The sequence below is a fragment of the Klebsiella sp. GFKo11 genome, from assembly GCF_056490265.1.
Genome location: NZ_CM151369.1, coordinates 3,847,245 through 3,870,066 on the forward strand (window position 1 = coordinate 3,847,245; position 22,822 = coordinate 3,870,066).

A 22,822-nucleotide genomic window follows, 5' to 3' on the forward strand; every position below is an offset into this window, starting at 1 on the left:
CTTCAGCTTATATGGACTCTTTTTGCCCGGTGGCGGCTAGCGCCTTACCGGGCCGACAGGAGCGGGCTCTGGGTTTAGCGTTTTGCCGTCAGCTCGGCGATACGCACAATCACCTGCACCGCTTTTTCCATACCTTCGAGAGTTACGAACTCATGCTTGCCGTGGTAGTTATAGCCGCCGGTAAACAGGTTCGGGCACGGTAAGCCCATAAAAGAGAGCTGCGCGCCGTCGGTGCCGCCACGAATCGGCTTCATTTCCGGCTCAATATGGCAATCAACCATCGCCTGACGAGCAATCTCGACCACGTGCGGGTGCGCCATCACCTTCTCATGCATATTGTAATAGCTGTCCTCAATAATCAGCTCAATATAGCAATCCGGGTGCAGCCCTTTGCCAACCTTCTTGGCGATCTCCATCATTTTGCGTTTGCGGGCTTCAAACTGCTTACGGTCAAAATCGCGGATAATATAGTGCATATCCGCACGATCGACCGTACCTTTGATACTGGCCAGATGGTAGAAGCCCTCGTAGCCTTCGGTGGTTTCCGGTGCTTCATCGGCGGGCACTTCGGCATGAATTCGTGCCGCCAGCGACAGCGCATTGACCATCACGCCCTTTGCGGTGCCGGGATGCACGTTGTTGCCGACGATCTTAATCGTCACCGACGCGGCGTTAAAGTTTTCAAACTCCAGCTCACCCACGCCGCCGCCATCGACGGTATAGGCCCAGCGGGCGTCAAACGCGGCGACGTCAAAATGCTTCGCCCCTTTTCCCACCTCTTCATCCGGGGTAAAGGCCACGCGAATATCGCCGTGGGGAATGTTCTTCGCCTTTAGCGTTGCCAGTGCGGTCATAATCTCGGCAATACCCGCTTTATCATCAGCGCCGAGCAGGGTTTTACCATCAGTGGTAATTAACGTCTGTCCAAGCAGCTGGTGCAGCACCGGAAACATCACCGGAGAAAGCACCTCGTCACCAATACCAAGAGCAATATCGCCGCCGCGGTAGTTTTCAACTATCTGCGGATTGACGTTCTTGCCGCTGAAGTCTGGCGACGTATCAACGTGAGAAATAAAGCCAATGGCCGGAATATCGCCCGCGACGTTAGCCGGCAGGGTGCCCATGACTGTCCCTTTCTCACTTAGCGTCACATTGACGAGTCCCATTTCTTCCAGCTGCGCCTGGAGCAGGCGTAACAGCTTCCACTGCCCTTCGGTGCTCGGAACCTGACGCACACCAGGCTTCGATTGCGTGTCCAAAGAAACGTACTGCAAAAAACGCTCAAGCAATTTATCCATGTAGCCACCCTCTTCTTTTGTGACAACATTATTGATAAGCCGGAAAAGACAAATATTGCGTCAGGTCATTTTTAGCCCGGCAAATGAGAATTTAATACATTTCGAACGATAATGTTGTAAAGGTAGTTCATCGTGGCGCATCAATCATTGGCGATTACAATCGTTTGCCGTAGAATGCTTGCCCTTATTATTTCATGTGCAAACCCAAAGGTGGTTAACCACAAACCCCGCATCGGTAAGCTTTCCGCTGCGTCTACATGGGACAGAGTCAAAAATTGAATATACAACCGCGTTCGCGTTCGCCGCTGGTTCAACTGGCGGGAATTCGCAAAAGCTTTGATGGTAAAACGGTAATATCCGACCTCAATCTGACCATCAACAACGGTGAGTTTCTCACCCTGCTTGGCCCCTCTGGCTGCGGTAAAACAACCGTTCTTCGTCTTATCGCCGGACTGGAAAACGTCGATAGTGGCCATATCCATCTCGAAGATCACGACATCACCCATATCCCGGCGGAAAACCGTCACGTTAACACCGTTTTTCAAAGCTATGCGCTCTTTCCGCACATGACGGTATTTGAGAACGTCGCCTTTGGCCTGCGCATGCAAAAAACCCCGGCGGCGGAAATTACCCCCCGCGTCCATGACGCTTTGCGCATGGTCCAGCTTGAAGAGTTTGCCCAGCGTAAACCGCATCAGCTTTCCGGCGGGCAACAGCAGCGCGTAGCGATTGCCCGAGCTGTGGTTAATAAACCGCGTCTGCTGCTGCTTGATGAATCCCTCTCCGCGCTGGATTACAAACTGCGCAAGCAGATGCAGAACGAGTTGAAAGCCCTCCAGCGTAAGCTCGGTATTACTTTCGTGTTCGTCACTCACGATCAGGAAGAAGCGCTAACCATGTCCGATCGCATCGTGGTGATGCGCGACGGAAAAATCGAGCAGGACGGCACGCCGCGTGAAATCTACGAAGAGCCGAAAAACCTGTTTGTCGCCAGCTTTATCGGCGAAATCAACCTCTTCAATGCCACGGTTATCGAACGTATTGATGAACAGCGAGTGCGTGCTAGCGTTGAAGGTCGTGAATGCAATATCTATGTCAACTTTGCCGTCGAAAAAGGCCAGAAGCTCAATGTGTTACTGCGCCCGGAAGATCTGCGCGTCGATGAGATTCACCACAGTAATGAGGCAGATGGCCTGATAGGCTATATCCGTGAACGCAACTATAAAGGCATGACGCTGGAGTCGGTGGTTGAGCTGGAAAACGGCAAGATGGTGATGGTCAGTGAATTCTTTAATGAAGACGATCCTGACTTTGACCACTCTCTCGACCAGAAAATGGCCATTAACTGGGTAGAAAGCTGGGAGGTTGTGCTGGCCGATGAAGAACACAAGTAGATTCCAAAATGTGGTGATTGCCACCATCGTGGGCTGGCTTGTGCTGTTTGTCTTTCTGCCCAACCTGATGATTATTGGCACCAGCTTCCTGACCCGCGACGATACCAATTTCGTCAAGCTGGTCTTTACGCTGGATAACTACGCGCGCCTGCTCGACCCGCTCTACTACGATGTGCTTCTGCACTCGCTGAATATGGCGCTGCTGGCGACGCTGGCCTGCCTGGCGCTCGGCTATCCCTTTGCCTGGTTTCTGGCGAGATTGCCCGAGAAAGTGCGTCCGCTGCTATTGTTTTTGCTGATCGTGCCTTTCTGGACCAATTCACTGATTCGTATCTACGGACTGAAGATCTTTCTCAGCACCAAAGGTTATCTCAACGAGTTTCTGCTGTGGTCAGGCGTTATCGATACGCCGCTGCGCATCATGTACACTCCCTCGGCGGTGATTATCGGCCTGGTCTATATTCTGCTGCCGTTTATGGTAATGCCGCTCTACTCCAGCATCGAGAAACTCGACCGCCCGCTGCTGGAAGCAGCGAAAGATCTGGGTGCCAACAAGGTGCAAACCTTTATCCGCATCATCATTCCGCTGACCATGCCGGGCATTATTGCTGGCTGCCTGTTGGTGATGCTCCCGGCGATGGGGCTGTTCTACGTTTCTGACCTGATGGGCGGCGCGAAAAACCTGCTTATCGGTAACGTGATTAAGAGCCAGTTCCTCAACATTCGCGACTGGCCATTCGGCGCAGCGACGAGCATTACGCTCACGTTGGTGATGGGCCTGATGCTGCTGATTTACTGGCGCGCGGCACGTTTACTGAATAAAAAGGTGGAGCTGGAATGATCGGTCGACTGCTGCGCGGCGGCTTTATGACCGCCATTTACGCGTACCTCTATATCCCCATTATTATTCTGATCGTCAACTCGTTTAACAGTTCACGCTTCGGCATTAACTGGCAAGGCTTCACTACCAAGTGGTATAGCCTGTTGATGAACAACGACAGCCTGCTGCAGGCGGCGCAGCACTCACTGACCATGGCGGTGTTGTCGGCGACTTTCGCCACGCTTATCGGCTCGCTGACCGCCGTGGCGCTGTATCGCTATCGCTTTCGCGGTAAGCCGTTTGTCAGCGGGATGCTGTTTGTGGTGATGATGTCGCCAGATATCGTGATGGCGATTTCGCTGCTGGTGCTGTTTATGCTGATCGGTATTCAGCTCGGCTTCTGGTCGCTGCTGTTTTCGCATATCACTTTCTGCCTGCCCTTTGTGGTCGTCACGGTATTCTCGCGCCTGAAGGGCTTCGACGTGCGGATGCTGGAAGCGGCAAAAGATCTCGGTGCCAGTGAAATAACCATTCTGCGCAAGATTATTCTGCCGCTGGCGTTGCCCGCAGTGGCAGCAGGCTGGCTGCTGAGCTTTACTCTGTCGATGGATGACGTGGTGGTCTCTTCGTTCGTTACCGGTCCAGGTTATGAAATCCTGCCGCTGAAAATTTATTCGATGGTCAAAGTTGGAGTATCGCCAGAGGTCAATGCGCTGGCGACCATTTTGTTGGTTCTGTCGCTGGTGATGGTGATTGCCAGCCAGTTAATTGCACGTGATAAAACTCAGGGGACGTTAAAATGAAAAAATGGTCACGCCACCTGCTCGCTGCGGGGGCTCTGGCAGTAGGTATGAGCGCCGCGCACGCGGACGATAGCAAAACGCTCTACTTCTATAACTGGACCGAGTATGTTCCACCGGGCCTGCTGGAGCAGTTCACCAAAGAGACCGGCATCAAGGTTATCTATTCGACCTACGAGTCGAACGAGACCATGTACGCCAAGCTCAAAACCTATAAAGACGGCGCTTATGACCTGGTGGTGCCGTCCACCTATTTCGTCGATAAAATGCGCAAAGAGGGCATGCTACAGAAGATCGACAAAAGCAAGCTGACCAACTTCGGCAATCTCGATCCTGAAATGCTGAACAAACCGTTCGATCCAAATAACGACTACTCGATCCCCTACATCTGGGGCGCGACGGCGATTGGCATCAATAGCGACGAAATCGATCCAAAGACCGTCACCAGTTGGGCTGATTTGTGGAAGCCCGAGTATAAAAGCAGCCTTCTGCTGACCGACGACGCGCGCGAAGTGTTCCAGGTCGCGTTGCGTAAACTGGGCTACTCCGGCAATACCACCGATCCGAAAGAGATTGAAGCGGCGTATAACGAGCTGAAAAAACTGATGCCTAACGTGGCGGCGTTCAACTCCGATAACCCGGCGAACCCGTATATGGAAGGCGAAGTAAATCTCGGCATGGTGTGGAACGGCTCTGCATGGGTGGCGCGCCAGGCCGGTACGCCGCTGGAAGTGGTATGGCCGAAAGAAGGCGGCATCTTCTGGATGGATAGCCTGTCGATCCCGGCAAACGCCAAAAACGTCGACGGCGCGCTGAAGCTGATCAACTTCCTGCTGCGCCCGGAAGTGGCCAAACAGGTGGCGGAAACTATCGGCTACCCGACGCCAAATCTCGCCGCGCGTAAGATGCTGAGCCCGGAAGTCGCTAACGATAAATCCCTCTACCCGGACGCCGAGACGATTCAAAAAGGCGAGTGGCAGAACGACGTCGGCGGCGCCAGCACCTTGTATGAAGAGTATTATCAAAAGCTGAAAGCGGGTCGTTAATCGCTCCAGCCTGCCGGGCTTCGGTTAAGTTTAATACCCAAAATAGTTCGAGTTGCATCACGGCGGCAACTAAACGCATCCCCGGGAGCGTACAAACAGTACGTGACCGGGGTAAGTGCAGGCAGCCAACAAAGATGCGGCTTGAAATATGACGGGTATTAATGTGTTACAAGGATAAGTACACATGAAACAAGACAGTAAAGTCCTTTATTATATCTTCCTCAGCATTGGCATCGTGATGATGCTCATCTCCGCCGCTATTTTTTATTATCAATATCGCTCTACCAGCAACGTTATCCATACTACCGGTATTATCGTTGATACCGAATTGCGCAGAAGCAACCCCAACGCCAAAGGGACAAAACGCAACAAAGCCACCTGGCGTCCCGTTGTCGCCTTCCGCCCGACGCCGGATTACACGCTCATTTTTAAATCAAAGAGCGGAAATTCCCTTTATGAAAACAGTGAAGGAGAAACCGTCGACGTTATTTACCCTCCTGGACAACCGCATCAGGCCAGAATCCATAGCCCATGGATGAATTTTTTTAAATGGGGTTTTTTAGGTCTTATTGGCATCATTTTTACTGCGGGTAGCCAGCTTATTCGCCCTTCCTCTAAAAAGAAACGGAGGGTAGTCCAGTGAGGAAGTTAATTACCCTATTGTTCTGTCTTTCGATATTTCATCCTGGTTTCGCAGCGTCAACGCCTGACATCGAAGGATACTTTACGGATACTACCAATACGGTCTCCAGTAAGAGCGACATTATCCAGCGCGCTGAGCTTTTCAAAAAGCAAACGGGGATCGCGCCGTTTATTCTGTTAACCACGCAAGAAACCCTTTTGCTGGCGAAAAAAGCACAACTCCTGCAATCGGCAAAACGACTGGCTGACGAAAATCAGGGCTTCCTTCTGCTGATTATCACTACCGACAGCCGCCAGATTGAACTGATTGGCGACCCGAAAGCACAGTCACGCCTACGGGACAGTCACGCGGCCTTAATCATTGAGAATCACACCCTCGCCTACTGGCAGAATAGTCTGTGGTTCCAGGGACTCAATACCGCGCTGGACGTATTACAGGCGGCGCTATTACAGCAGCCCACTCCGCCGCTCACCTGGTATGCTTCGTCGGATGCGCCCTACAAAAACGATTTGCCCGGCCATCCGCTCGGTTTTCTCTTCTGGGTACTGGCGTTTATGGCCTTCACATGGTGTTTCCGCTTCACCACCCGCTGGCGCTATGCGCTGAAGTTCACGCTGGCCATGACGATAGCCAACCTCTTTTATCAGGCGCTGTGCCTGTTCTTAAGTCACGGCGGGTTCTCACTGCACAAAATTGCTCCGCTATGGGCAGTGCTTATCGGCTTCTGCACCTTTCTGGCTACCTGGCTATGGACGAGAAGAAGGCGTTGAATAACGCCACTGATTGCTGACAAAGTGCACTCATCTGGAATTGCCCGGTGGCGGCTAGCGCCTTACCGGGCCTACGAAAATGCACAATTTATTAATATTGTGGGTTTTGTAGGCCGGGCAAGGCGTCAGCCGCCGCCCGGCAGAAACGCGAGCACAATTTTTAAATCTGGTTTGTCATCAGTCTCAGGCGTTGAATAACGCCGCTCTTTTCTTAACCCTGCTGGTGCAGAGCGTCGGCAATTAAGCGCGCTTCTTTCGCCGGGTCTTCCGCGTGGGTAATCGCAGAGCCCACAATCACCACGTCCGGCTTCAACGCCGCGTAGGAAGCAATCGTTTTGCTGCTGATGCCCCCGGCGACGGCGATTTTGGCATGGCGGCGGTGCTCAATCATCACCGCCAGGTCGTCAATCGGCTTACGCCCCGCGGCCTGCTGGTCGGTACCGGTGTGGACCGCCAGCATATTGGCGCCGGCATCTTCAAGCTGGTGCACGCGCGCCGGAAGGTCATCAACGCAAATCATATCGACCACCACCTGCTTACCGAAATCTTTCGCCGCCATAATGCAGGACTGAATGGTCAGAATATCCGTCACGCCCAATACCGTGACATATTCAGCGCCAGCGTTAAATGCCATTTCAGATTCAAAATAGCCGCCATCCATAATTTTGGCGTCAGCCAAAACTTCTTTATGCGGATATTTCTCTTTAATGGCTTTTATCGCGTGGCATCCTTCACGAATTAAAAAGGGTGTTCCTACTTCAATAATATCAATATCCTTCTCAACTTTATCAATAAAGACCAGCGCTTCGCTTAAGGTCATTTCATCAATAGCCAGCTGTAATTTCATGTTAATTCCCCTATGATTATTCAAGATTGGCGTGCAGCGCAAAACCTTTGGTTAATAGATGGCCGTTCATTTCTGCCAGACGTAAAGTCAGGGTATCGCCGAGCAGCAATACGCTCTCTTCAAACATACTGCCGCCGGGCAGCACGCCTTTAACGTTATCCGGTCCGTCCGGCAGCTTGTCGGTATAGGCCGGCAGCTTCACCGTGACATCCGCCAGTTGGCCTAAGGTTGATTCTGGAAAGATGCTTAACAACGCAATTTTACCGCCCAGACTACGGGCCTTTTTGGCGACCTGAATCAGCAAACCGGTTTCACCGGACGCGCTGGCAAGCAGCAGCAAATCGCCTTCCCGCAACGCCGGAGTCACGACGTCACCAACAATATGCACGCTTATACCGATATGCATCAGCCGCATCGCAAACGCTTTAAGCATCAGCAGCGAACGCCCGGCCCCATAAACAAATACCGCAGGGGCTTCGCTAATGAGCAGTTCCAGATGCTGTACATCATCGGCATTCACTTTTTTAAATAGCTGATGCAGATCGTTGCTGGCCTGAATGACGTTATTTACCGAGTTCATTATCTTCCCTCCCGAACGGGCAATAACTCATCGTGAATATCCAGCATGGACATAATTTCATCGACATAACTGTCAACGTTACCCAAAAAATGAAAACGCGGCGGGTCTTCTTGATAGCTCTGATAAACCGGTTTATTAAAGACGATCCCCAGCCGTGGATTCTCTTTTACCGTGGCAAAGCGTATTTTCGGCAATTGTGGATAATGTTTATTTTTCACCACCGTCAACTGACCGTTCTCTTCATAGACCGAACAGCTCATACCGTGATAATACTGAACGGGTTCGTAGTGGATCGCACAGGGGACATAGGCCAGATTGCTGAATACCAGCGGACCGTCACCAATATTAATTGCGCAGTGGCCATAATTTGGCGGAACAATGATACTTTGCCCGGCCTTAACGACGGCAATAATAATGTCATCTACCGCTAAATCTTGTGGATCAACGGAATAATCTGGTGATTTTTGCAGAACATAGGCCGCCGTACCGCTGATGACTTCATACACCTCAGGGTGCGTATTCTTACCGCTCTCATTAATGCCATGATAATGGCCGCTGGTTTTCTTACGCTCATTGCCAATCAGCCCGGACAGCACAATCGTAATATCGTAGCGATACCTGTCGGCCTCCAGCATTTTTTCATCTTCAGGGAAAGAAATCCCCCGATAAACATCATAAACCAGGGTATTTTTTTTCTCTTCGCTAAACTCCCAGAGTAGCCCCGCCATCTGCCCAGCCTTTTTTCGTCCATAGCCTAAATAATTCAACGGTGCCTTAAGAGCCATAACCTCATCGGTATCCAGCCACAGGGGAATACCGCTATGCGTGAGTAATTTCATAGAACCTCCTTTAAGAGTGAACAGTGTGAAGTACAGCCTTTTCCTGCTGCGCCTTAACGGCGCGAATTTCTTCTTTTAAACGGTCGGATTTCATGCCAAAAACGCTTTGAATATTCTGTCCAACCTCAACAATTCCCGATGCGCCTAATTGTTTAAGCCTGTTCTTATCCACAATAGCTTTATCGACAACATCAATACGCAGTCGCGACATGCAAGCCTCAATGCTGCGCATATTCTCTAATCCACCGTAGGCGGCAATAATGTTGGTGATTAGCGCATCCGATTTCACATCCGCGCTATTACCGTTTTCTGCTAATATTTTTTCACGCCCCGGAGTGAGTAAATTCCAGCGTTTAATTGCCCAGCTAAACAGGAAGTAATAAACCGCGCCCATCACCAGACCGACCGGAATCACCATGTACCAGTTGCCGCCGCGCGGCAGTACGCCAAAAAATAGGTAGTCAATTAAACCGCCGGAGAACGACAGACCAATGTGAACGCTGAACAATTCCATCAGCAGGAATACTACCCCGGCAAGCACCGCATGAATGCCGTAGAGCACCGGTGCGACGAACAGGAACGAGAACTCCACGGGTTCAGTAATGCCGCAGACGATAGAAGTAATCGCGCCGGAGAGCATAATGCCTTTTACCCGCGCCTTATTTTCGTCATCAGCGCAGCGATAAATCGCCAGGGCAATGGCCGGGATACAGAACATCTTGATTGGCGTCAGGCCGGCCATAAAGGTCCCGGCGGTGAGCGGCACCTGGTCTTTTAACTGCGCGAAGAAAATCAGCTGATCGCCGTGAACCACCTGCCCGGCTTTATTAACGTATTCGCCAAACTGTAACCAGAAGGTAGGCCACCAGACGTGGTTTAAACCAAAAGGAATCAGCAGGCGCTCTACGAAACCAAACAGGAAAGCGGAGAACCCAAGGCCGGAGTTCATCATGGTATTAGACAGGCCATTAATCGCATGCTGCACCGGAGGCCAGATGATTGCCATAACCAAACCAACAAACAGCGCTGCGAAGGAGGTAATAATTGGCACAAAGCGCTTACCGGAAAAGAATTCCAGCCAGGAAGGCAAGCTTATCTGGTAATAACGCTTATAGAGCCATGCGGCGATAATACCGATAACAATCCCGCCAAAAACCCCCGTTTGTAGCGATGGGATCCCCAGCACAAAGGTATAATCGCGCACCTGAGATACCGATTCGGCAGTAATACCTAAAAACTGCCCGATGGTGACATTCATTATCAAAAATCCGACTATCGCCGATAGCCCGGCAATACCCTGATCGTTTGACAATCCCACCGCTACGCCGACGGCAAATAACAACGGCAGATTGGCAAATATAATTCCGCCTGCCTCCGACATAAGTTTTAATGTGTGAACTAACCAATTTGCACCCAGAAAAGGCAGCTGCGCCACAATATTGGGATCCTGTAAACTGGTACCAAATGCCAATAAAATCCCTGCCGCCGGTAACATTGCAATAGGAATCATTAGCGAGCGACCAATACTTTGCAGTTTTTGCAACAAATTAAATTTTTCCATTCCGCAACTCCTGATGATCGTTGAACGTCATTTAGCCCGAAATATTTTTTTGCTTTCGCAACTCTGACTTACACGTTTACTCCAGGCTGCGAATAGACTGATTATTTGCCGTGGAATGCTTTTTAAAAACTGTAATAAGCCACACTTATTACTTCCGGTTTTAGCCAAAAACAGGAAGTACTTTGAACGCAATCACACTTAAAGCCGCCATTCCTGCATAAAATAGGAAAAAATTCCTTTTATGGAGCGGAAAACTGATGGCGAATATCGAAGATCACTTCCGCAAATTGTACGCACGCTACGGCGTCGGCCAGGATATGCCGGTCCAGGTGCAGCAAATTGCCGAGTTGTTCGATTGTTCAATAAGAAATGCGCGTATTACCCTCACGCGGATGCAGCAGGAAAAATGGATAGAGTGGCAGCCCCAGCGCGGTCGGGGTAAACAATCGATATTGCGTCTGCTGATCGCACCGGATACGTTAATCAACCAGAATATTGAGCAGATGATTGCCCATTTTGACTACGGCAACGTGCTGAAATTTATTGGCAATGAAAAACAGGCCCTGAATCGAATTATTCAATATCGCTTCGGCGCCCAAGAAAATAATAGCGAAACCCGCGTTCGTATTCCCTATTATCGCGATATTGACCGGCTCAATCCCCTGCACCCGCTGCGGCGTACGGAGCGACATCTGGTTCGTCAGTGTTTAAGCGGTCTGACCCGTTATGACGGCGTTCAGGGAAAAATTGTCCCGGATATCGCGCATTACTGGACTCACAACGAGCAGGCTACTCGCTGGGAGTTCTATATAAAATCAACGGCCCATTTTTCCGACGGCGAACGGCTAAGCGCGCCTCTGTTGGCGCGCTGTCTGAACGCCGCCAGCCAGAGCCCCTGGTTTGCTGCGTTGTTTAGTGATTTATCCGCCATTTACGCTGCCGATGAATACCAGATGGTGGTCGAAACATCTGTCTCAATGAACCGGCTCGACTGCCTGCTGGCGACCCAGGCCGCTCTGATTTTCGACCTGCGGGACAGCGAAATGCGCTGTAGCGGCCCCTTTCGCATTCAGCGGCACCAGGGCAACTTTCTGACGCTCCATCGCAATGAGCATTATCATCAGGCCCGGCCAATGCTCAATGAAATCAACATCTTTACCTGGGCACCGGAGAGCATCAGCATGAGTTTTATCCCGGTGTTACACGGAGAGCAGGCGCTGGATACCCGCCCGCTTAGCGAGCGGCAGCTGGAAAAAGGGAGTTGCTTTGTGCTGGTGGATAACGAAGGGCTTTTCGCTGACGATGTCGGCAGGCGTTTTCTCAATCACGTGCTGCAACCCATGGCGCTGCTCGATCGCACTAATCTTCCACAAGAGTACGCCAGCATCCTGTCGATTGCGCAAGGGTTACTGCCAGAATGGAACCACCGACGGGTCGATTTCGGCAATATTCCGCTACCGTTTACCGCTCACCGTCAGGTAACGATTGCCACCTTCGGTCAACCGGAGCTTGTCGAGCTTGCGCAGGCCATGGCCGACATCCTGCGTGGGCATCATTTTCAATGCACCGTGCACGTTTACACTTTTGAAGAATTTACGATGGGGAACACGCAGAGCGCGGATGTCTGGCTCACTAATTTTATGCTGGATACGCTTTCCAGCCCGGCTTTCCTGGACTGGCTGGCCTCGTCCCCCGTCTTTCGCCATTTGCCGGAAAAAGCGCAGCAGGATCATCGGGCGCTTATTCAGCACATTCTCAATGAGGCCGACGATGTTGCCCATCAGAGTATCAACGAACACTTTCATCAGCTCACTCACCAGCGGTGGATTATTCCGCTGCTGCACCACTGGATGGAGTTCGCTAACGAAAATTCGTTTACCTGGCGCGATTTGAGCACCCTGGGCTGGCCCGATTTCAGCCAGCTGTGGCTATAGTGAAGGGTTACGCTCTAAGCGGGTGGATCCTTGATTTAACCAGCGCTTCCTCAACGTCAAAATCCGCCAGCGGGTAGTTGGTCGCCACCAGATAAAATCGGCCATCTTGCGCCGGGTATTCATGTACGTTGTAGTTCACCATTTTTGGCTGCGCGGAGGCGGAATCTGTATTGGCGGCGTAACGCTGAACCGGCGCTGAGTATTTCGAACGGACCTGGAGAGAGTGGGTTTTGATATCGCGGTAGGTTTCGCCGTGATGTTCGTCGCCGAGGATAAGGTAGTCAACATACTCAGTGGCCATGGTTATATTCCTTCTCTGTTACCTGAGTTAAGGAACATGCCACAAATGAATATTTGATAATGCCTCGTTAGTCACAATGTTACTTTTTTGTGAAACAAAACAGCATTAAAAGCTCCCGGAAGTGCGGCCTTACCGCCCCGCCCCGGGAGCAATCTAAGACCTACAGCAGCGCTTTCGCTTTGGCGACTACGTTGTCAACGGTGAAGCCAAACTCTTCAAACAGCAGCTCAGCCGGAGCAGATTCGCCGAAGGTAGTCATGCCGACGATAGCGCCGTTCAGGCCCACGTATTTGAACCAGTAGTCAGCGATGCCCGCTTCAACGGCTACGCGAGCAGAGACGGCTTTCGGCAGCACGGCTTCACGGTAAGCCGTATCCTGCTTGTCGAATGCATCAGTGGACGGCATGGAAACCACGCGCGCCTTCACGCCTTCGGCAGTCAGTTTTTCGTAAGCAGCTACCGCCAGCTCAACTTCTGAACCGGTGGCGATAAAAATCAGCTCTGGCTGGCCAGCGCAATCTTTCAGCACGTAACCACCGCGGGCGACGTTCGCCAGCTGCTCTTCGGTACGTTCCTGCTGCGCCAGGTTCTGACGGGAGAGGATCAGCGCGGTCGGGCCGTCCTGACGCTCAACGCCGTATTTCCACGCGATAGCAGATTCAACCTGGTCACACGGACGCCATGTGGACATGTTTGGCGTGACGCGCAGGGAAGCAACCTGCTCAACCGGCTGGTGAGTCGGGCCATCTTCGCCCAGACCGATGGAGTCGTGGGTATAGACCATCACCTGACGCTGCTTCATGAGAGCCGCCATACGCACCGCGTTACGGGCGTATTCCACGAACATCAGGAAGGTAGAGGTGTACGGCAGGAAGCCGCCGTGCAGCGAGATACCGTTGGCAATCGCGGTCATGCCGAACTCGCGCACACCGTAGTGGATGTAGTTACCGGCGGTGTCTTCGTTAATCGCTTTAGAGCCGGACCAGATGGTCAGGTTAGACGGTGCCAGGTCAGCGGAGCCGCCGAGGAATTCCGGCAGCAGCGGGCCGAAAGCTTCGATCGCATTCTGGGATGCTTTACGGCTGGCGATTTTCGCCGGATTCGCCTGCAGCTTAGCGATGAACTCATTCGCTTTCGCATCGAAGTCAGACGGCATATCGCCTTTCATACGACGGGTGAATTCTGCCGCTTCCTGCGGGAAGGCTTTGGCGTAGGCCGCGAACTTCTCGTTCCAGGAGGCTTCTTTCGCCTGACCGGCTTCTTTCGCATCCCACTGAGCATAGATATCAGACGGGATTTCAAAGGCCGGGTGTTTCCAGCCCAAAGCTTCGCGGGTCAGCGCGATTTCCGCGTCGCCCAGCGGCGCGCCGTGGGAGTCGTGAGTGCCCTGCTTGTTCGGCGAACCGAAACCGATGATGGTTTTGCACATCAGCAGGGACGGTTTGTCGGTAGCTGCACGCGCTTCTTCCACCGCGCGTTTAATCGCCTCCGCATCGTGACCGTCCACGCCACGAACAACGTGCCAGCCGTAGGCTTCAAAACGCTTCGCGGTGTCGTCGGTGAACCAGCCTTCAACGTGACCGTCGATGGAGATGCCGTTGTCGTCATAGAACGCCACCAGCTTGCCCAGTTTCAGGGTACCGGCCAGGGAGCATACCTCGTGAGAGATACCTTCCATCATGCAGCCATCGCCCATAAAGACGTAGGTAAAGTGGTCAACAATGTCGTGGCCCGGGCGGTTGAACTGCGCCGCCAGCGTTTTCTCCGCAATAGCCATACCTACCGCATTGGCAATCCCCTGCCCCAGCGGCCCGGTGGTGGTTTCGACACCCGGGGTGTAACCCACTTCCGGGTGGCCCGGCGTTTTAGAGTGCAACTGGCGGAAACTCTGCAAATCGTTCAGCGACACATCGTAGCCCGTCAGATGCAACAGGCTGTAAATCAGCATCGAGCCGTGACCGTTGGAGAGAATAAAGCGGTCACGATCGGCCCATTCCGGGTTGTTCGGGTTATGCCGCAGGAAGTCCCGCCACAGGACCTCCGCAATATCCGCCATCCCCATCGGCGCACCGGGGTGACCAGAGTTTGCTTTCTGCACCGCGTCCATGCTCAGCGCACGCAGCGCATTGGCGCACAGGCGGCGGGTATTATTGGTTGTGTTCATCAGGATATTCCCCACGCCTTACAGCATCTGCTGAATCTGATTTTCCAGTTTGACCTGGTCGACCGCGAACAACCGGATCCCTTCCGCCAGTTTATCCACTGCCATGGGGTCCTGATTATGCGACCAGAGGAACTCCGCCTGGGTCATCGGGCTGGGGCGGGTTTCCGTCACGTTGCCTGGCAACAACTGACGGGTCAGGGTACCTTCGCTGGCGGCCAGTTCATCAAGCAGCGCCGGAGAGATAGTCAAACGATCGCAGCCTGCCAGCGCCTGGATCTGCTCAATGCGGCGGAAGCTGGCGCCCATCACCACGGTGTCGTAGCCGTGGGACTTGTAGTACTGATAAATCTGGCGCACGGAAACCACGCCCGGATCGCGGTCCACCTGATACTCCGTCTGCGGCTGATTTTTCTGATACCAGTCGTAAATACGCCCGACAAACGGCGAGATTAAAAAGACGCCCGCTTCGGCGCAGGCCCGTGCCTGAGCAAAAGAGAACAGCAGGGTCAGGTTGCAGTTGATGCCGCTCTGCTCCAGCTCTTCAGCAGCACGAATGCCCTCCCAGGTGGCGGCAAGCTTGATTAAGATACGCTCTGGACCGACACCGTTCTTTTCGTACATCTGGATAAGTTTGCGTGCTTTCGACACGCACATCCCGCGATCCCAGGCAAATCGGGCATCGACTTCTGTCGAGATACGCCCCGGTACGTGGCGCAGCACTTCGCTACCGATATCCACCGCGACCTGGTCGCAGGCGTTAATCAGCTGCGTTTGCGCGCTGCCGCCCTGCTGGCGAGCTTTGCCGATAGCGTCGGCAATCAGCGCCTGATACTGCGGCAGCTGTGCGGCCTTGAGCACCAGCGAAGGATTAGTTGTGGCATCCTGCGGGGCAAATTTTTTAATCGATTCAATATCACCGGTATCGGCGACAACCGTGGTGTATTTTTTCAGCTCGTCTAACTGGCTCATAGTCTGTTCCTTATATTACGACTGCGGATATTAATCTCTGGCGTGCTGGTGTTCGTAATAATCGATACGCTCTACTTTCGATGCAGAGCCGCCGCCTTCATATTCGGATTCAAGCCATGCCTGAATAATTTTTTTGCCCAGCTCCGGGCCAATCACGCGAGCCCCAAGGGTAATAATCTGCGCATTATTACTTTTGCGCGCCCGTTCGGCGGAGAAGGTATCGTGGCACTGGGCTGCACGAACGCCCGGCACTTTATTCGCCACAATGCTCATCCCAATACCGGTGCCGCAAATTAAAATGCCGCGTTCGTGCTCGCCCTGCTTAATCGACATCGCCACCGCATGGGCAACGTCCGGATAGACCGTACTGCCCTGGCGTTTATCGCTGCTGTAATCCGCGACGTTAATTCCCTGCCCATTCAGATAAGCGACGATAGCGTCGCGGAAAGCATAGGCGGCATCATCCGCACCAATAGCGATTGTTTTCATGGTAGTTTCCTTAATTTAACAGTACGTCTTAATTCAGATTTTATAGAAAGAAATTCGGTCGCCAGTTTGGATATATTGTGGTGCTTTGCCACAAAGATGTACCGTCCCTGGTAATTCAGCAGTTATAGCGCCATCAAAATTTAATGTAATATGACCAAGCTGTTTTAAATTTGCCGTTGCAACACTGCCCACCGCAGTCACCCGATAAATAGTCTCATTTATTTTCATTATCTGCCCGGGTGACAGTTCAGCCGTCAGCTCACTGCCCTGGTGTACGGCGCAATACATCGCAATATCGTCAGGAACGGAATCTGAGAATAAAATCAGTTTCTGCTCCAGCAGGTAGTTTTCGACGTATTCCCCAACAGCCGTGATAAGTAATGAATACAACGGCACGGTCATATTATTTGTTTCCTTTTGCGGCATGAGAAGATAATGCCACCTTCTCTTCACTCTCTTCTTTCACTGGTTCAACGACCGGAGCGCGTTTTTTCAGGCGTTTATCGAACCAGGCCACCAGAATCGGTGCGGTGATCATGGTGATAATGCTCGCCGTCGCCAGCTGTGCGGTGGCGGCATCAACGTACATCGCCAAAGAAGGGTCGGCCTGAGCCACCATTGCTGGCGTCAGCGCCGAACTGGCGGCAGTCGTCCCCAACGCGGCACCCAGCGCAGTTTTCTTCTTCAGAAACAGGTTGTAGATAAAGTAGAACACAATGCCGGTTATCGCGGAGATAATACCCAGTAAGATCCCGGACAAACCGGCGGTAAAGACCGTATTGATACTGGAGTTTGCGCCGATAGCAAACGACATAATAATGATGATCAGCGGTTGAGCGGCGGCGCACAGCTGCTTGAAGCGCTCATCAAGGTTGCCCCACAGCATGCCAATCAGTAAAGGGATCAGCATCGACAGCAGCGCGGCGAACGGGATATTAGCCAACCCGCTGACGCCCAGTACCATCATGGTCACGAACGGACCATCTTTGACGCAGAAGACGGAAATAGCCCCAGCATCGCTGGCATCGCCGTAGTTGCTGCATAGCGCGATATACAGCGAGCTGTTGGAGCTGGTTAAGCAGGCAATCAGCGCCAGCGTCGAGATGCCAAGAAAACCATTAGGGCCAAACATCGCCCCAGCGGCCCATACGGCCAGCGCACCGGCAAGGCATTTAAGGAACAACAGCACCGCGCCTTTATAGAGTGGCAGCCCGGCCTGGCGGATATTAATCGATGTGCCACAAATAAGCAGAAAAATGCCCATCATCGCGCTGGAACCGACTTTAAATAATGCGGTCGTCGGGCCGCCGATGCCCAGAACTTCAGGAGCAAAGGTATTAATAAGAATCGCCGCGAGCAACGGTATAATAATTAAACCGCCTGGCACCTTATTCATTTTCTCAAGTATATTTATGTTCATAGGGTAACTCATAAATTATGATTTAACAGAGATAACGACGCAATACTACCCGTACGACCATTACGCCGTTTTTTAGTTATATGACTTTTGGGTTATTGCTGTGATTCTTTATAAATTCTATCGACAATGGTACTAATAATATCCTCCGGCCCGGTTAAACCTCCTTTGCCGACGCAAATCAACCCGGCATAATCGCCCCCGATAATACGCACCATATCGGTTTGCGGTATCACATAGTCAATCATTTCAATACCGGTAGCACCGAGTTCCTTCAGCACATTCACCATGGTGTCACCGCCGGTCATATACAGACCTTTAATTTCACCCGATGCACAGTTAAGCACTTCACGTACGATACTCCCCAATCCCTGGTTAATATTTTCCGCAGCCTGACCGTGCGCCAGGCCAAATCGCTGCTCTTCTTCCTGAAGATTCAATAACCGTCCGGTTAACGCAGATTCAAAAACAAACAGCGCGTTCTGCTGTGCCGGTACGCACTGCCGCGCATGCTGAACCACGCGATTGACTTCGATCTCAGCGGCGTTTTTCTTGTCGACCAGCAGCTCGGCATCGACTGGGATATGGCAAACCCTTTCATCATTGGCGATCAGATGCTGGAGTTGCCTTTTGGTCACCGGCGTTGCGCTCCCGGCGACGACCAGGATCGAGCCGCGCGGGTTTTCCGCTGCCGCGGTCGTTGACGCGCTGTTGCGCGCTTCCCGCATCAGGCCGCGACGCACCGCCAGCCGTTCGGTAAATGGACCCGGATCGACCGCCAGCACATTCCAGTTCAGCGAAACCACCGCCCCGGCAATCGCGTCGACATCCTCAACCGTAATCGCATCAACCACGATGACCCGCACACCGCGCTGCTGCTGTTCCTGGAGATCCTGCTGAATCTGCCCCTCGCCTTTCATCACCGAAGCCAGCGCGATATGCCCGACCTGATGATGGGTTTGCGCTGCCAACAGCCCCGGAACCCACGACTCGGTCACCGGAGTACGCACATCGCGAGCCACATCGGTACGCGAGAGCGCAACGGAGTCAATCACCGAGTAGCCGCCAACCAGAATACGGCGCGACTGCGGCATCGCGGGGACCACTACGGCAACCGTTTCCAGCGGCAGCTGTTCCAGCATAGCGTCGATTTCAAAACCAATACCGCCGCGCAGAGTGGTATCAATACGTTTGGTAAAGTAGTGCGCCCCGCGCGCCTGCAGCTGCTTCACCGCGGCGCTAACCTGATGCTGAGCTTCAGCTTTCGGCAGTGGACGGCTGTCGCTACTAACCACCATCGCCGGATACTCTACTTCGTTGCGGGCGAAAGATTCGGTATCGAAAAAGGCGGCGGTTTTCAAGCCGCTGCGCGCCAGCAGTACCCCAACGGTGGTCGCACCGGTCAGGTCGTCGGCGACGATGCCCAGCTTACCGCCTTCTCCTTGCGGCCAGACCATTTCGATACAGGCTGGCGTGACGCCGGAAACGTATATTCCTTCGTGAATAAACTCCGCCAGCGGGCCGCTTTTGCCGGTTGGATGCAGGTTAATCGTCGGAATACCGCGTTTGGGATAGAGACCGCAGCGCAGCGTGCCGCCGCAGTCGATAACCATCAGACCAATTTCCTCTTCCGGCGGCTCGCCGTTTTTAAAGACATCAACGGACGGCCAGCCGGTAAGCTCGCTCAGGCGTTCAACTACCGGGGGACAAATCCCCCCGGTAATATAAGCAATCTTTTTCGCCTGGCTAATATTAATGGTCAGCGGCCCACCCCAGCCCTTACTGCCCTTGCTAATCAACAGATGTTTTTCCATTTCTCTGCCCTTTTGCTTCGCATGAACGTCAGCGATTAGTGGTTTTTCATTTTCCAGTAGCGCGCCGCAGCCATGGTGGATTCCAGCATGCTGACGGTGCCCGCTTTACCCGTGCCTGCAATGTCAAACGCCGTCCCGTGATCGACAGAGCTACGCATAAACGGCAAACCGAACGTGATGGTCACGGAACGTTCAAAATCGAGGGTTTTACAGGCGATATGCCCCTGATCGTGATAAAGAGAGAGGATGGCGTCATAGCGACCCAGCTTGCCAAGATGGAAAACGGAATCTGCCGGTACCGGGCCGATGGCGTTAATGCCCATGTCCTGCGCCGCTTTAACCGCCGGGATCAGGTTATCGGCTTCTTCATGACCAAACAGACCGTTATCTGAACCGTGCGGATTCAGTGCGGCCACCGCAATGCGCGGGTTCTGGATATTCAGCGCAGTGAACTCATGGTGGATTTGCTGTACGCAAGCCAGCACGCGCTCTTTATTGGCGTAATCGCAGGCATCTTTCAGCGCCATATGGCGGCTGACGAAAAACACGCGCAGATTGTGGACGTGGAACATCGTCAGGCCGTAATCCGAATTGGTTTCAACCTGATAGATTTCGGTATGGCCCGGTAATTTACATCCCGCCAGCTTGATAGCTTCTTTATGAATGGGCGCGGTAGAGACCACATCGATCAGGCCCGCTTTGCCCAGCTCGATAGATTTCAGGACATAGTCCAGCGACATTTGCCCCGCCAGCTTCTGTACTTTCCCCCATTCAATACTCTCGCAGTCGTAATCACCGGTTTCCAGGACATCCAGCGTACCCCAGCTAAAGCGAGCTTCCTGCGGATGGGTAATTTTGTTTATCGGGAAATCACATCCCATGATCTTCATCGCTCTGGCGATAATAGGCACTGAACCAATTAAAAAAGGTTTGCACTCGTCGTAGACGCTTTTTTCCATCATCGTCGCGACTGAAATCTCTGGGCCAATTCCAGCAGGATCGCCAATGGTAAGTGCGACAACGGGTTTTTTCTCTTGTGACATCGTGGACCTCTCGTAGTGGAAATCAGTTTTTGTTCATATGTTCATTGGTTAATCATATGGTCAGAACATTACCTGATGATTGAGAGGTTATTAGTGATTTAGATCACATAAAAAAATCCATAGATTTATTTTATAAAAAAATGTGATCTAACATATGTTCACATAGTGATAAAAAGTTCAATCTCACTACTACGCGAACTCACTTTCACTACAAGCTATTGATTTATCTATTATGGAGAATAACAATGGAACAAATCTGGTTAGGAACCAGCTGGAAAATGAACAAGCCGTTGTCTCAGGCCATGGCCTGGTGTGAAACGCTGACAGAGCGGCTACCGGAGGTTTTACATCCGAAAATTCAGCCGTTTGTTATCCCTCCCTTTACCGCTATTCATCCGGTTAGTCAGTATCTCCAGCAGCACCAAATCCCTTGTCTGACCGGGGCACAGAACATGCATGAAGCGGAAAACGGCGCCTGGACAGGTGAAATTTCCGCCGCCATGCTGGCTGAAACCGGCGCAACCCTGGTCGAACTTGGCCATTCTGAACGCCGGGGCGCATTTAATGAAACCGATGCCGCCATTAACCAAAAGGTGCATAGCGCCCTGCGCCACGGTTTGCGGCCGCTTATCTGCATTGGCGACAGCGCCGACGAGAAGCGCTGGCAGGTATCGCGAGAAACCGTGGTACGACAGATGAAAATCGCCCTGTATGGTTTAAGCGAAGAACAGGTTTTACAAACTCTGGTCGCCTACGAGCCGGTATGGGCCATTGGCGAACACGGCACCCCAGCGACGCCGGAACAGGCCGCAGATATCCACCGGGCACTTCGTCAGGCATTGTGTGAAACCTTCGGCACAGAGACCGGACAGCGCATTCCCCTGCTGTATGGCGGTAGCGTCAATCGGCAAAATGCCGTAGAACTACTCCTTCAGGATGATATCAATGGGCTGTTTATTGGTCGTTCGGCATGGGATGCCAACGGCTATTGCGACATTGTTCAACGCGTTACAGAGGAATTTATTCTTCAGGCGCAGTAGTATTAGGGAGACATCAAAGATGGAAACACCGGGCGATAACTATGACTGAACAAGACTCAGATTATGCGCTGCTGACAGAAATTGCCGTGGCTTATTACGATCAGGAACAAACCCAGGAAGAGATTGCAAAGCGCTTTGGTATCTCGCGCATTAAGGTCGGTCGTTTGCTGAAGAAAGCCCGTCACGAAGGGATTGTCGAGATCAGCGTGAAATATCATCCGGTCTTCAGCTCGCAGATAGAGCAGCAGTTTATTTCTCATTTCGGGATCAAACGTGCGCTTATCGCCTTAGACCATCACGACGAGGACGAACAGCGCCAGCAGGTGGCGGCGCTGGTCAGCAACTATCTGGCCGGGATCCTCAAAAATGATATGACCGTGACCGTTGGCCAGGGGCGCAACGTCGCCGCCGTCGCTAACCATGTGGGGATTTTCCCGGAACGCAACTGCCGCTTTATTTGCGGTATCGGCGGAACCAAGCGCGATAACCAGCTGATCGATGCCGATCACATCAGTCGAAACCTGGCGCGCAAATTTAACGGCTTTAGCGAAACGCTGTACGCTCCAGCCTACGTCGAAACCCCGGAACTGCGTTCAGCGTTTATGCAAAACCGGCTGATTAAAGCTACGCTCGAACAGGCCAGCAAGGCGGACGTTGCCATTATTGGCCTCGGCGATATGAACGAAAACAGCTTTATGGTGCAGTTGGGCTGGTTCTCACCGCAGGAGATAGCCACCGCTCGTCAGGAACAGGGCGTGGTGGGCGATCTCGCGGGCTATAGCTTTTTCAATATTCAGGGCACGCCGGTTGATACGGTAATGAATGATCGGGTTATTGGCCTGAGCCTTGAACAACTGCGCACCATCCCCTGCGTGATTGCTATTGCTTCGGAAAGCACTAAATCAACGGCCATTCTTGGCGCGCTGCGCACCGGCGTAATAGATGTGCTGGCTACCAGCGCATCAAATGCCCGGGCAGTGATTAACATGCAGAAAGCGTTATAAAAAAGGGCGCCGCGGCGCCCTTAAGCAATAATCGCACTCCCCGGAGTGC

At 52.5% G+C, this 22,822-nt stretch carries 22 protein-coding genes; 9 read left to right on the forward strand and 13 right to left on the reverse strand.

What is annotated here, in order from left to right; all coding sequences use genetic code 11:
- Positions 1-74: 74 nt before the first annotated feature.
- Positions 75-1,298, reverse strand: a complete 1,224-nt coding sequence (gene pepT / locus AC07P6_RS18775; RefSeq protein ID WP_182237955.1) for a peptidase T — start codon at positions 1,296-1,298, stop codon at positions 75-77.
- Positions 1,299-1,555: 257 nt separating this feature from the next.
- Here pepT and potA point away from each other — a divergent pair, with 257 nt between their 5' ends.
- The 6 genes from potA to AC07P6_RS18805 all read left to right on the forward strand — a co-directional run bounded on the left by potA (position 1,556) and on the right by AC07P6_RS18805 (position 6,771).
- A complete protein-coding gene (gene potA / locus AC07P6_RS18780; protein WP_304258208.1) occupies positions 1,556-2,692 on the forward strand; it encodes a spermidine/putrescine ABC transporter ATP-binding protein PotA in 1,137 nt (378 codons plus the stop codon).
- Positions 2,676-3,533 (forward strand): spermidine/putrescine ABC transporter permease PotB, encoded by an 858-nt coding sequence (gene potB / locus AC07P6_RS18785; protein WP_478314161.1) that lies wholly within the window; start codon positions 2,676-2,678, stop codon positions 3,531-3,533. The genes potA and potB overlap by 17 nt, the downstream gene beginning before the upstream one ends.
- Positions 3,530-4,315, forward strand: a complete 786-nt coding sequence (gene potC / locus AC07P6_RS18790) for a spermidine/putrescine ABC transporter permease PotC (RefSeq protein WP_181482658.1) — start codon at positions 3,530-3,532, stop codon at positions 4,313-4,315. The genes potB and potC overlap by 4 nt, the downstream gene beginning before the upstream one ends.
- Positions 4,312-5,358, forward strand: a complete 1,047-nt coding sequence (gene potD, locus AC07P6_RS18795; RefSeq protein WP_434659198.1) for a spermidine/putrescine ABC transporter substrate-binding protein PotD — start codon at positions 4,312-4,314, stop codon at positions 5,356-5,358. The genes potC and potD overlap by 4 nt, the downstream gene beginning before the upstream one ends.
- A gap of 184 nt (positions 5,359-5,542) precedes the next feature.
- A complete protein-coding gene (locus AC07P6_RS18800; RefSeq protein ID WP_182237948.1) occupies positions 5,543-6,001 on the forward strand; it encodes a DUF3592 domain-containing protein in 459 nt (152 codons plus the stop codon).
- Positions 5,998-6,771 (forward strand): TPM domain-containing protein, encoded by a 774-nt coding sequence (locus AC07P6_RS18805; protein WP_434659199.1) that lies wholly within the window; start codon positions 5,998-6,000, stop codon positions 6,769-6,771. Before AC07P6_RS18800 ends, AC07P6_RS18805 begins: the two co-directional genes overlap by 4 nt.
- 211 nt (positions 6,772-6,982) lie before the next feature.
- Here the strand turns inward: AC07P6_RS18805 and hxlA are convergent, their stop codons facing one another.
- The 4 genes from hxlA to ptsG are packed head-to-tail and all read right to left on the reverse strand — an operon-like array spanning position 6,983 to position 10,598.
- Complete coding sequence (gene hxlA / locus AC07P6_RS18810) at positions 6,983-7,618, reverse strand: 3-hexulose-6-phosphate synthase (protein WP_434659200.1); 636 nt, start codon at positions 7,616-7,618, stop codon at positions 6,983-6,985.
- 16 nt (positions 7,619-7,634) lie between these two features.
- Positions 7,635-8,198 carry a 6-phospho-3-hexuloisomerase gene (gene hxlB / locus AC07P6_RS18815; protein WP_434659201.1) on the reverse strand — a complete coding sequence of 188 codons (564 nt, stop codon included), beginning with the start codon at positions 8,196-8,198 and terminating at the stop codon, positions 7,635-7,637.
- Entirely contained in the window at positions 8,198-9,037 is an 840-nt protein-coding gene (locus AC07P6_RS18820) for a glucose-6-phosphate isomerase family protein (RefSeq protein ID WP_478314165.1), read from the reverse strand. The genes hxlB and AC07P6_RS18820 overlap by 1 nt, the downstream gene beginning before the upstream one ends.
- Before the next feature lie 10 nt (positions 9,038-9,047).
- A complete protein-coding gene (gene ptsG / locus AC07P6_RS18825) occupies positions 9,048-10,598 on the reverse strand; it encodes a glucose-specific PTS transporter subunit IIBC (protein WP_182237939.1) in 1,551 nt (516 codons plus the stop codon).
- A 257-nt stretch (positions 10,599-10,855) separates the two neighbouring features.
- On the opposite strand from ptsG, the gene AC07P6_RS18830 reads away from it, so the two are divergent.
- A complete protein-coding gene (locus AC07P6_RS18830; RefSeq protein WP_478314168.1) occupies positions 10,856-12,532 on the forward strand; it encodes an SgrR family transcriptional regulator in 1,677 nt (558 codons plus the stop codon).
- 7 nt (positions 12,533-12,539) lie between these two features.
- Here AC07P6_RS18830 and AC07P6_RS18835 read toward each other — a convergent pair whose 3' ends face one another.
- From AC07P6_RS18835 to pdxA, 8 genes are all read right to left on the reverse strand, one after another.
- The gene (locus tag AC07P6_RS18835) at positions 12,540-12,833 is read right to left on the reverse strand and encodes a hypothetical protein (RefSeq protein WP_139537839.1); all 294 of its coding nucleotides are present in this window, start codon (positions 12,831-12,833) and stop codon (positions 12,540-12,542) included.
- A gap of 160 nt (positions 12,834-12,993) precedes the next feature.
- Entirely contained in the window at positions 12,994-14,997 is a 2,004-nt protein-coding gene (tkt, locus tag AC07P6_RS18840; RefSeq protein ID WP_478314170.1) for a transketolase, read from the reverse strand.
- A gap of 18 nt (positions 14,998-15,015) precedes the next feature.
- The gene (tal, locus tag AC07P6_RS18845) at positions 15,016-15,966 is read right to left on the reverse strand and encodes a transaldolase (RefSeq protein ID WP_478314172.1); all 951 of its coding nucleotides are present in this window, start codon (positions 15,964-15,966) and stop codon (positions 15,016-15,018) included.
- Positions 15,967-15,996: 30 nt separating this feature from the next.
- Positions 15,997-16,455 (reverse strand): ribose 5-phosphate isomerase B, encoded by a 459-nt coding sequence (rpiB, locus tag AC07P6_RS18850; protein WP_434659206.1) that lies wholly within the window; start codon positions 16,453-16,455, stop codon positions 15,997-15,999.
- Between the two features lie 33 nt (positions 16,456-16,488).
- Positions 16,489-16,857 carry a PTS glucitol/sorbitol transporter subunit IIA gene (locus AC07P6_RS18855; RefSeq protein WP_478314174.1) on the reverse strand — a complete coding sequence of 123 codons (369 nt, stop codon included), beginning with the start codon at positions 16,855-16,857 and terminating at the stop codon, positions 16,489-16,491.
- Position 16,858: 1 nt separating this feature from the next.
- Positions 16,859-17,875 carry a 2-keto-3-deoxygluconate permease gene (locus AC07P6_RS18860; RefSeq protein WP_304258182.1) on the reverse strand — a complete coding sequence of 339 codons (1,017 nt, stop codon included), beginning with the start codon at positions 17,873-17,875 and terminating at the stop codon, positions 16,859-16,861.
- Positions 17,876-17,967: 92 nt separating this feature from the next.
- The gene (locus tag AC07P6_RS18865; RefSeq protein ID WP_182237929.1) at positions 17,968-19,686 is read right to left on the reverse strand and encodes a four-carbon acid sugar kinase family protein; all 1,719 of its coding nucleotides are present in this window, start codon (positions 19,684-19,686) and stop codon (positions 17,968-17,970) included.
- 35 nt (positions 19,687-19,721) lie between these two features.
- On the reverse strand, positions 19,722-20,729 hold the full coding sequence (gene pdxA / locus AC07P6_RS18870; protein ID WP_112216798.1) for a 4-hydroxythreonine-4-phosphate dehydrogenase PdxA: 1,008 nt from the start codon (positions 20,727-20,729) through the stop codon (positions 19,722-19,724).
- 245 nt (positions 20,730-20,974) lie between these two features.
- On the opposite strand from pdxA, the gene AC07P6_RS18875 reads away from it, so the two are divergent.
- Positions 20,975-21,769 (forward strand): triose-phosphate isomerase, encoded by a 795-nt coding sequence (locus AC07P6_RS18875; RefSeq protein WP_434659210.1) that lies wholly within the window; start codon positions 20,975-20,977, stop codon positions 21,767-21,769.
- A 41-nt stretch (positions 21,770-21,810) separates the two neighbouring features.
- Entirely contained in the window at positions 21,811-22,773 is a 963-nt protein-coding gene (locus AC07P6_RS18880) for a sugar-binding transcriptional regulator (protein ID WP_110277146.1), read from the forward strand.
- The last annotated feature ends 49 nt before the right edge of the window (positions 22,774-22,822 follow it).

Coding starts and splice junctions, on each gene's coding strand:
- potD (WP_434659198.1), top strand. CDS start 4,312: ATGAAAAAATGGTCACGCCACCTGCTCGCTGCGGGGGCTCTGGCAGTA.
- AC07P6_RS18820 (WP_478314165.1), bottom strand. CDS start 9,037: ATGAAATTACTCACGCATAGCGGTATTCCCCTGTGGCTGGATACCGAT.
- AC07P6_RS18875 (WP_434659210.1), top strand. CDS start 20,975: ATGGAACAAATCTGGTTAGGAACCAGCTGGAAAATGAACAAGCCGTTG.
- AC07P6_RS18865 (WP_182237929.1), bottom strand. CDS start 19,686: ATGGAAAAACATCTGTTGATTAGCAAGGGCAGTAAGGGCTGGGGTGGG.
- pepT (WP_182237955.1), bottom strand. CDS start 1,298: ATGGATAAATTGCTTGAGCGTTTTTTGCAGTACGTTTCTTTGGACACG.
- rpiB (WP_434659206.1), bottom strand. CDS start 16,455: ATGAAAACAATCGCTATTGGTGCGGATGATGCCGCCTATGCTTTCCGC.
- potC (WP_181482658.1), top strand. CDS start 3,530: ATGATCGGTCGACTGCTGCGCGGCGGCTTTATGACCGCCATTTACGCG.
- AC07P6_RS18835 (WP_139537839.1), bottom strand. CDS start 12,833: ATGGCCACTGAGTATGTTGACTACCTTATCCTCGGCGACGAACATCAC.
- hxlA (WP_434659200.1), bottom strand. CDS start 7,618: ATGAAATTACAGCTGGCTATTGATGAAATGACCTTAAGCGAAGCGCTG.
- pdxA (WP_112216798.1), bottom strand. CDS start 20,729: ATGTCACAAGAGAAAAAACCCGTTGTCGCACTTACCATTGGCGATCCT.
- AC07P6_RS18860 (WP_304258182.1), bottom strand. CDS start 17,875: ATGAACATAAATATACTTGAGAAAATGAATAAGGTGCCAGGCGGTTTA.
- hxlB (WP_434659201.1), bottom strand. CDS start 8,198: ATGAACTCGGTAAATAACGTCATTCAGGCCAGCAACGATCTGCATCAG.
- potB (WP_478314161.1), top strand. CDS start 2,676: ATGAAGAACACAAGTAGATTCCAAAATGTGGTGATTGCCACCATCGTG.
- AC07P6_RS18830 (WP_478314168.1), top strand. CDS start 10,856: ATGGCGAATATCGAAGATCACTTCCGCAAATTGTACGCACGCTACGGC.
- AC07P6_RS18880 (WP_110277146.1), top strand. CDS start 21,811: ATGACTGAACAAGACTCAGATTATGCGCTGCTGACAGAAATTGCCGTG.
- tal (WP_478314172.1), bottom strand. CDS start 15,966: ATGAGCCAGTTAGACGAGCTGAAAAAATACACCACGGTTGTCGCCGAT.
- potA (WP_304258208.1), top strand. CDS start 1,556: ATGGGACAGAGTCAAAAATTGAATATACAACCGCGTTCGCGTTCGCCG.
- AC07P6_RS18855 (WP_478314174.1), bottom strand. CDS start 16,857: ATGACCGTGCCGTTGTATTCATTACTTATCACGGCTGTTGGGGAATAC.
- AC07P6_RS18800 (WP_182237948.1), top strand. CDS start 5,543: ATGAAACAAGACAGTAAAGTCCTTTATTATATCTTCCTCAGCATTGGC.
- ptsG (WP_182237939.1), bottom strand. CDS start 10,598: ATGGAAAAATTTAATTTGTTGCAAAAACTGCAAAGTATTGGTCGCTCG.
- tkt (WP_478314170.1), bottom strand. CDS start 14,997: ATGAACACAACCAATAATACCCGCCGCCTGTGCGCCAATGCGCTGCGT.